8 protein-coding genes are annotated in these 7,358 nt (G+C 70.4%); all 8 read left to right on the top strand.

Going from position 1 to position 7,358, the window contains the following annotated elements; all coding sequences use genetic code 11:
• Window positions 1–151 (top strand): DHHA1 domain-containing protein (locus GA0115259_RS22740; protein WP_141716658.1); only part of this gene is annotated, 151 nt, incomplete at its 5' end.
• A gap of 44 nt (window positions 152–195) precedes the next feature.
• Window positions 196–660 (top strand): Holliday junction resolvase RuvX, encoded by a 465-nt coding sequence (ruvX, locus tag GA0115259_RS22745; protein WP_093600294.1) that lies wholly within the window; start codon window positions 196–198, stop codon window positions 658–660.
• 121 nt (window positions 661–781) lie between these two features.
• On the top strand, window positions 782–2,740 hold the full coding sequence (mltG, locus tag GA0115259_RS22750) for an endolytic transglycosylase MltG (protein WP_093600297.1): 1,959 nt from the start codon (window positions 782–784) through the stop codon (window positions 2,738–2,740).
• Window positions 2,737–3,570 carry a shikimate dehydrogenase gene (locus GA0115259_RS22755; protein ID WP_093600300.1) on the top strand — a complete coding sequence of 278 codons (834 nt, stop codon included), beginning with the start codon at window positions 2,737–2,739 and terminating at the stop codon, window positions 3,568–3,570. Before mltG ends, GA0115259_RS22755 begins: the two co-directional genes overlap by 4 nt.
• 172 nt (window positions 3,571–3,742) lie before the next feature.
• Window positions 3,743–4,927 (top strand): chorismate synthase, encoded by a 1,185-nt coding sequence (gene aroC / locus GA0115259_RS22760; RefSeq protein ID WP_093600303.1) that lies wholly within the window; start codon window positions 3,743–3,745, stop codon window positions 4,925–4,927.
• Window positions 4,924–5,499 carry a shikimate kinase gene (locus tag GA0115259_RS22765; RefSeq protein ID WP_093600306.1) on the top strand — a complete coding sequence of 192 codons (576 nt, stop codon included), beginning with the start codon at window positions 4,924–4,926 and terminating at the stop codon, window positions 5,497–5,499. The genes aroC and GA0115259_RS22765 overlap by 4 nt, the downstream gene beginning before the upstream one ends.
• Complete coding sequence (aroB, locus tag GA0115259_RS22770) at window positions 5,496–6,590, top strand: 3-dehydroquinate synthase (protein WP_093600309.1); 1,095 nt, start codon at window positions 5,496–5,498, stop codon at window positions 6,588–6,590. The genes GA0115259_RS22765 and aroB overlap by 4 nt, the downstream gene beginning before the upstream one ends.
• Window positions 6,587–7,027 (top strand): type II 3-dehydroquinate dehydratase, encoded by a 441-nt coding sequence (gene aroQ, locus GA0115259_RS22775; RefSeq protein ID WP_093600312.1) that lies wholly within the window; start codon window positions 6,587–6,589, stop codon window positions 7,025–7,027. Before aroB ends, aroQ begins: the two co-directional genes overlap by 4 nt.
• Window positions 7,028–7,358: the final 331 nt, after the last annotated feature.

The raw sequence follows: 7,358 nt of genomic DNA on the forward strand, positions 1-7,358 counted from the left end.
CAAGGCCGGTGCCCTGGTCCGTCCCGCCGCCAAGACGCTCGGCGGCGGCGGTGGCGGCAAGCCGGACGTGGCCCAGGGCGGCGGCCAGAACGCCGACGCCATCGGGGACGCCGTGGCCGCGGTCGAGCGCCTCGTCGCCGAGACCGCGTGAGCGGCGCGGGCGCTGCGCACGGCCCGGAAGGGATCTGATCGCGGATGAGACGGGGACGCCGGCTCGCGATCGATGTCGGGGACGCCCGGATCGGAGTCGCCTCGTGCGATCCCGACGGGATTCTCGCCACGCCGGTGGAGACCGTGCCGGGACGTGATGTCCCGGCCGCCCACCGGCGGCTGCGCCAGCTTGTCGAGGAGTACGAACCGGTCGAGGTGGTGATCGGGCTGCCCAGGTCCCTCAGCGGAGGCGAGGGACCGGCCGCGGCGAAGGTACGTGTGTTCGCACAGGAGCTGGCCAGAGGCGTCGCGCCGCTGCCGGTACGACTGGTCGACGAGCGGATGAGCACAGTGACGGCCGGCCAGGGACTGCGCGCTTCGGGCGTGAAGTCCAGAAAAGGCCGGTCCGTTATCGACCAAGTGGCGGCGGTTGTCATCCTTCAGAGCGCGCTGGAGGCCGAACGGGTCTCTGGTGAGCCACCGGGTGAGGGCGTCGAAGTGGTCATCTGATCGCGATACGGTAACGTTCCGCGCGATGCGGTGGTGTTCGAACAGCCGCCGCACAGCAAAGAGGCGAACCGGATGCCGTGCCACCGCTCAGCCACCGCCGCCTCGCGGCTCTAGGGGATCGATGACTGACTATGGCCGGGGCCCCGGCTCCGAACCGTGGCACCCCGAGGACCCCCTGTACGGGGACCCGGGGTGGGGAGCACAGCGGGCCGGCGACGGCCAGGCTCCTTACGGCGGGCAGCCGCAGCAGCAGTACCCGCAGCAGCACGCGCAGCCCCAGACGCAGTACGGGCCAGGGCAGGACCCGTACCAGCAGCAGTACCACCCACAGCAGTACGGCCAGCAGCAGGCCGGGCAGCCACATATGGGGCAGCAACAGGGCGGACAGCCGCATGTGGGCCAGCAACATGGAGGCCAACAGCAGAGTGGGCAGCAGCAGGCGCCGCAGCAGCAGCCGCATCTGGGGCAGCAGGCCGGGCAGCCGCAGCACGCCGCCCAGCAGCAATACGGCGGCCCGCAGCAGCAGCCGCAGGCGCACCACCCTCAGCAGCCGCAGCAGGCGCACCATCCCCAGCAGCAGGCGCATCCTCAGCATCACCAGCAGCAGGCGCACCCTCAGCATTCTCAGCAACAGCACCAGCAGCCTCAGTACAACGATCCGCAGTACAACGGCGCCTGGGACACCGGCCAGCAGGCCACCATGCCGTACGCCGGGAATCCCGCCGGGCCCTACGACGGCGGGCAGGACGTCGGCTACGGCTCCAACCAGGACTACTACGGCACTCCTGACGCATACCCGCCGCCACAGCCTCCGGCGCAGCGCAAGGCCGAGCCCGAGCCCGGCAGCGAGTGGGAGGAAGGCCAGGAGGACGAGAGTCATCCCTTCTTCACGGGCGACGACGACAGCGACGGCGCCGACGGTGAGCGGGACGAACCGGGCTCCGACCGCCGCGGCAATGGCCGGGACCGCCGTGTCAGGACCAAGAAGAAGAGCCACAACGGCTTCGCCTGTCTGTTCATGAGCGTGGTGCTGGTCGGCGGTGTCGGCGGCGTCGGCTATGTCGGCTACCAGTTCCTCCAGGACAAGTTCGGCGCGCCGCCGGACTTCGTGGGCGAGGGCTCGGGCTCGGTCCAGGTGGAGATCCCGCAGGGCGCCGGCGGCTATGAGATCGCCTCGATCCTGGTGAAGAGCGGTGTCGTCAAGAGCCAGGGCGCGTTCGTAGCCGCTCAGCGGCAGAATCCCAAGGGCAACTCGATCCAGGCGGGCGTCTACACGCTCAGCAAGGGCATGTCCGCGGCCCAGGCCGTGAAGACGATGCTCAGCCCCGCCAGCCACAACGCGCTGATCATTCCCGAGGGCAAGCGCAATGTCTGGGTCTACGAGCAGATGGACAAGCGGCTCGAACTCAAGAAGGGCTCGACCGCGGCGGTCGCCAAGGCGCAGGCCAAGAATCTCGGGCTGCCGTCCTGGGCGAAGGGCTCCAAGGACATCAAGGACCCGCTGGAGGGCTTCCTGTTCCCGGCAAGCTACCCGGTCGCCAAGGGCATGAAGCCGGAGGCCATCCTGAAGAAGATGGTCGCCCGCGCCGCCGCCGAGTACAGCAAGGTGGATCTGGAGGCCGAGGCCGACAAGCTGGGTCTCAAGTCGCCGCTCGAAGTGATCACCGTCGCGAGCCTCGTCCAGGCGGAGGGCAAGTACAAGCACGACTTCGACAAGGTCGCCCGCGTCGTCTACAACCGTCTGGAACCGGACAACACCGAAACGGTCGGCCGTCTGGAATTCGACTCCACGGTCAACTACATCAAGGCCCAGAGCACACTGGACATCGGTGCGGTCGACAATCTGCGGAAGCTCAAGGACCCGTACAACACGTACGACATCAAGGGCCTTCCGCCCGGTCCCATCGGCAACCCGGGAGCCGAAGCCCTTCAGTCGGCGCTCGACCCGGCGCCCGGTCCTTGGTACTACTTCGTCTCGATCACCGAGGACAAGACGCTCTTCGCCGAGACCAACGAGGAGCACGAGCGCAATCGCGCCGAGTATCTGAAGGAAAGCCAGAAGGAGACCCCGAAGCGGTGAATCCACGCAGGCGGGCGGCGGTTCTCGGGTCGCCCATCGCGCACTCGCTCTCGCCGGTGCTGCACCGGGCGGCTTACGCCGGCCTCGGCCTCACGGACTGGTCCTACGACCGGTTCGAGGTGGCCGAGGCCGGGCTGCCCGGCTTTCTCGAAGGGCTGCGCGGCGACGGCTCATGGGCCGGGCTCTCGCTGACCATGCCGCTCAAACGCGCCGTCATCCCGCTGCTGGACGACATCACCGCCACGGCGGCCTCGGTGGAGGCGGTCAACACCGTTGTCTTCGGCGAGGACGGCCGGCGCACGGGAGACAACACCGATATCCCCGGCATGATCGCCGCGCTGGACGAACGAGGTGTCCGTACGGTCGGCTCTGCGGCGATCCTGGGCGCGGGCGCCACCGCCTCGTCCGCCCTCGCGGCCCTCTCCCGGATCTGTACGGGCCAGGTCACGGCGTATGTACGCAGCGAGGCCCGCGCGGCCGAGATGCGCGGCTGGGGCGAGCGGCTCGGCGTCGTGATCCGTACCGCGGCCTGGACGGACGCGGCCGAGGCCTTCGAGGCGCCTCTGGTGATCGCGACCACGCCGGCGGGCACCACCGACGCGCTGGCGCCTCTCGTTCCCGACCGGCCGGGCACGCTCTTCGACGTGCTGTACGAGCCCTGGCCCACCGCGCTCGCCGCCGCCTGGTCGGCCCGCGGCGGCCCGGTCGTATCCGGCCTCGACCTGCTCGTACATCAGGCCGTTCTCCAGGTCGAGCAGATGACGGGCCGCTCACCCGCGCCGCTCGCCCTGATGCGCAAGGCGGGCGAACAGGCGCTGGAGAGCCGTTAGGGCCTTCTCCGGTCGTGCGGACCGTGTCCGGCGGTGTGCGTTCCGGTTGTGTCCGTTCGCTGGACGTGAGGGCGGTTCGTCCGGTGGGCCGTGGGAGGATCGGAGATGGCGGGCCAGGGCCGCGCACCGGTCGCGCCACCACCAGTCGAGGGCGCGAGCATGAGGAGCACCGTTGAGCAGGTTGCGCTGGCTGACCGCAGGGGAGTCGCACGGACCCGCACTCGTGGCGACGCTGGAGGGGCTTCCCGCCGGTGTGCCGATCACCACGGACATGGTGGCGGACCATCTCGCCCGTCGGCGCCTCGGCTACGGACGTGGCGCTCGTATGAAGTTCGAGCGTGACGAGGTCACCTTCCTCGGCGGCGTACGCCACGGTCTGACCATGGGATCGCCCGTCGCGATCATGGTCGGCAATACCGAGTGGCCCAAGTGGGAGCAGGTCATGGCGGCCGATCCGGTCGATCCGGACGTGCTCGCCGGGCTCGCCCGCAATGAGCCGCTGACCAGGCCCAGGCCCGGTCACGCCGATCTCGCCGGAATGCAGAAGTACGGCTTCGACGAGGCACGGCCGGTCCTGGAGCGGGCCAGCGCCCGGGAGACCGCGGCGCGTGTCGCGCTCGGCGCGGTGGCCCGCTCGTATCTCAAGGAGACCGCCGGGATCGAGATCGTGTCCCATGTGGTGGAGCTGGCGGAGGCCAAGGCTCCGTACGGTGTCTACCCGACGCCCGCCGATGTGGAGCGGCTGGACGCCGATCCGGTGCGCTGCCTGGACGCGGACGCGAGCAAGGCGATGGTCGCCGAGATCGACCAGGCCCACAAGGACGGCGACACGCTCGGCGGTGTCGTGGAGGTCCTGGCGTACGGAGTGCCCGTCGGTCTTGGCTCGCATGTCCACTGGGACCGCAGGCTGGACTCGCGGCTCGCCGCCGCGCTGATGGGCATCCAGGCCATCAAGGGCGTCGAGATCGGTGACGGCTTCGGGCTGGCGCGGGTGCCGGGATCGCGGGCGCACGACGAGATCGTGGCGACCGAGGACGGCATCAGGCGCGCGTCCGGCCGCTCCGGCGGCACCGAGGGCGGGCTGACGACCGGTGAACTGCTGCGCGTACGGGCCGCGATGAAGCCCATCGCGACCGTGCCCAGGGCGCTCGCCACCGTCGATGTGGTCACGGGCGAGGCCACGAAGGCCCACCACCAGCGCTCCGACGTATGTGCCGTGCCGGCCGCGGGCATCGTCGCCGAGGCCATGGTGGCGCTGACTCTCGCGGACGCGGTCGCCGAGAAGTTCGGCGGCGACAGCGTCCCGGAGACGCGCCGCAATGTCCGCGCGTACCTCGACAACCTCCAGATCCGATGAGCGCGCAGGAGCCGGCGGCCGGACCGGTTGTCGTCCTGGTCGGTCCGATGGGCGTCGGCAAGACCACCGTGGGCGAGCTGCTCGCGGAACGGCTCGGTACGGGCTTCCGCGACAGCGACGCCGATATCGTCGCCGCTCAGGACAAGCCGGTCTCGGACATCTTCATCGAGAGCGGTGAGGAGTACTTCCGCGAGCTGGAGCGTGCGGCGGTACGGACGGCGGTCGCCGAGCACCCGGGCGTGCTGGCGCTCGGCGGCGGCGCGGTCCTCGACGCCTCCACCCGCGAACTGCTCACCGGACTGCCCGTCGTCTATCTGTCGGTCGAGGTCGGCGAGGCCGTCAAGCGCGTCGGGCTGAACACCGCGCGCCCGCTGCTCGTGGTCAATCCGCGCAAGCAGTGGAAGGAGCTGATGGACGCCCGCCGCCATCACTACACGGATGTGGCACGCGTGGTGGTCGCGACCGACGACCGGACACCCGAGGAGGTCGCCGACGCGGTCCTCGACGCACTCGGGCTGAAGCAGAACCCCGGAGAAGAGTCCCGGACTTCCGGCAAGGAGAAGCAGGTATGACGGACCAGGCAGTCACCCGTATCCAGGTCGGCGGCACCGCCGGGCACGACCCGTACGAGGTGCTGGTCGGCCGGCAGTTGCTCGGGGAACTGCCCGCTCTCATCGGCCAGAAGGCCCGCCGGGTCGCGGTCGTACACCCCGAGGCGCTCGCCGGGACGGGCGAGGCGCTGCGCCAGGATCTCGCCGACCAGGGATACGAGACCGTCGCCATCCAGGTGCCCAACGCGGAGGAGGCCAAGACCGTCGAGGTCGCGGCGTACTGCTGGAAGGCGCTCGGGCAGACCGGTTTCACGCGGACCGATGTGATCGTCGGTGTCGGCGGCGGAGCCACCACCGATCTGGCCGGGTTCGTGGCGGCGTCCTGGCTGCGCGGTGTGCGCTGGATCGCCGTACCGACCACCGTGCTCGCCATGGTCGACGCGGCGGTGGGCGGCAAGACCGGGATCAACACCGCCGAGGGCAAGAACCTCGTCGGCGCCTTCCATCCGCCGGCCGGTGTCCTCTGCGATCTCGCCGCGCTGGACTCGCTGGGCGTGAACGACTACGTCAGCGGGATGGCCGAGATCATCAAGGCGGGCTTCATCGCGGACCCGGCCATCCTCGATCTGGTCGAGGCCGATCCCGAGGGCGCCCGCACACCGTCGGGCGCGCACACCGCCGAGCTGATCGAGCGCTCGATCCGCGTCAAGGCCGAGGTCGTCTCCAACGACCTCAAGGAGTCCGGTCTGCGCGAGATCCTCAACTACGGCCACACCCTGGCGCACGCCATCGAGAAGAACGAGCGCTACAAGTGGCGGCACGGCGCGGCCGTCTCGGTCGGCATGGTCTTCGCGGCCGAACTGGGCCGGCTGGCCGGGCGCCTGGACGACGCGACCGCCGACCGGCACCGCTCCGTACTGGAGTCCGTCGGGCTGCCGCTGACCTACCGCGGTGACCAGTGGCCCAAGCTGCTGGAGACGATGAAGGTCGACAAGAAGTCCCGCGGCGATCTGCTGCGCTTCATCGTGCTGGACGGTCTCGCCAAGCCCACCGTGCTGGAGGGCCCCGACCCCGCGGTGCTGCTCGCCGCGTACGGGGAGGTGTCGGCGTGAGCCGGCGGGTCTTCGTGCTCAACGGGCCCAACCTCGGACGGCTCGGCTCGCGCGAGCCGGATGTGTACGGGGCGACCTCGTACGCCGGACTGGTCGATGTCTGCCGGACGCTCGGCAAGGAGCTGGGATTCGATGTCGACGTACGGGAGACGAATGACGAGGGCGAGCTGATCCGATGGCTGCACGAGGCCGCGGACGGTGCGATCCCGGTCGTCCTCAACCCGGGCGCCTTCACGCACTACTCGTACGGTATGCGGGACGCGGCGGCGCAGCGCACCGCGCCGCTGATCGAGGTGCATATCTCGAACCCGTACGCCCGCGAGGAGTTCCGGCACACCTCGGTGGTCGCGGCCGTCGCGAGCGGTACGGTCGCGGGCTTCGGGATCGGCTCGTACCGTCTCGCGCTGCGGGCGCTCGCGGAGGAACTGACGAGCTGAGGCGCTGAGGTGGAGGTGCCGACCGGCTGACGGGCCACCGCGACAGGCCGACAGGTGACGAGACGTGCGGGGAACGCCTCGGCCCTGTCCGGATCGGCGGCTTCCGGCGGCCGGGGCCAGGATACGGACCCCGGCCGTCACCCGTGCGGCGGCCGGGAGCGGTACCGTTCGGTAACGCGTTGGCCCGCGGGGCCGCCCAGAGCGTCAGTCGTACGAGACGGAGTGGCACCGGATGCAGCACGCAGGCGGATGGGCGCACCAGGCTCCTCCTCCCGGCCCGCCGACGGGGTCCGGGGCCCCGCAGCCGCCGCGACAGGGACAGCAGCCCGCT

The organism is Streptomyces sp. MnatMP-M17, assembly GCF_900091995.1.
Lineage (GTDB): Bacteria > Actinomycetota > Actinomycetes > Streptomycetales > Streptomycetaceae > Streptomyces.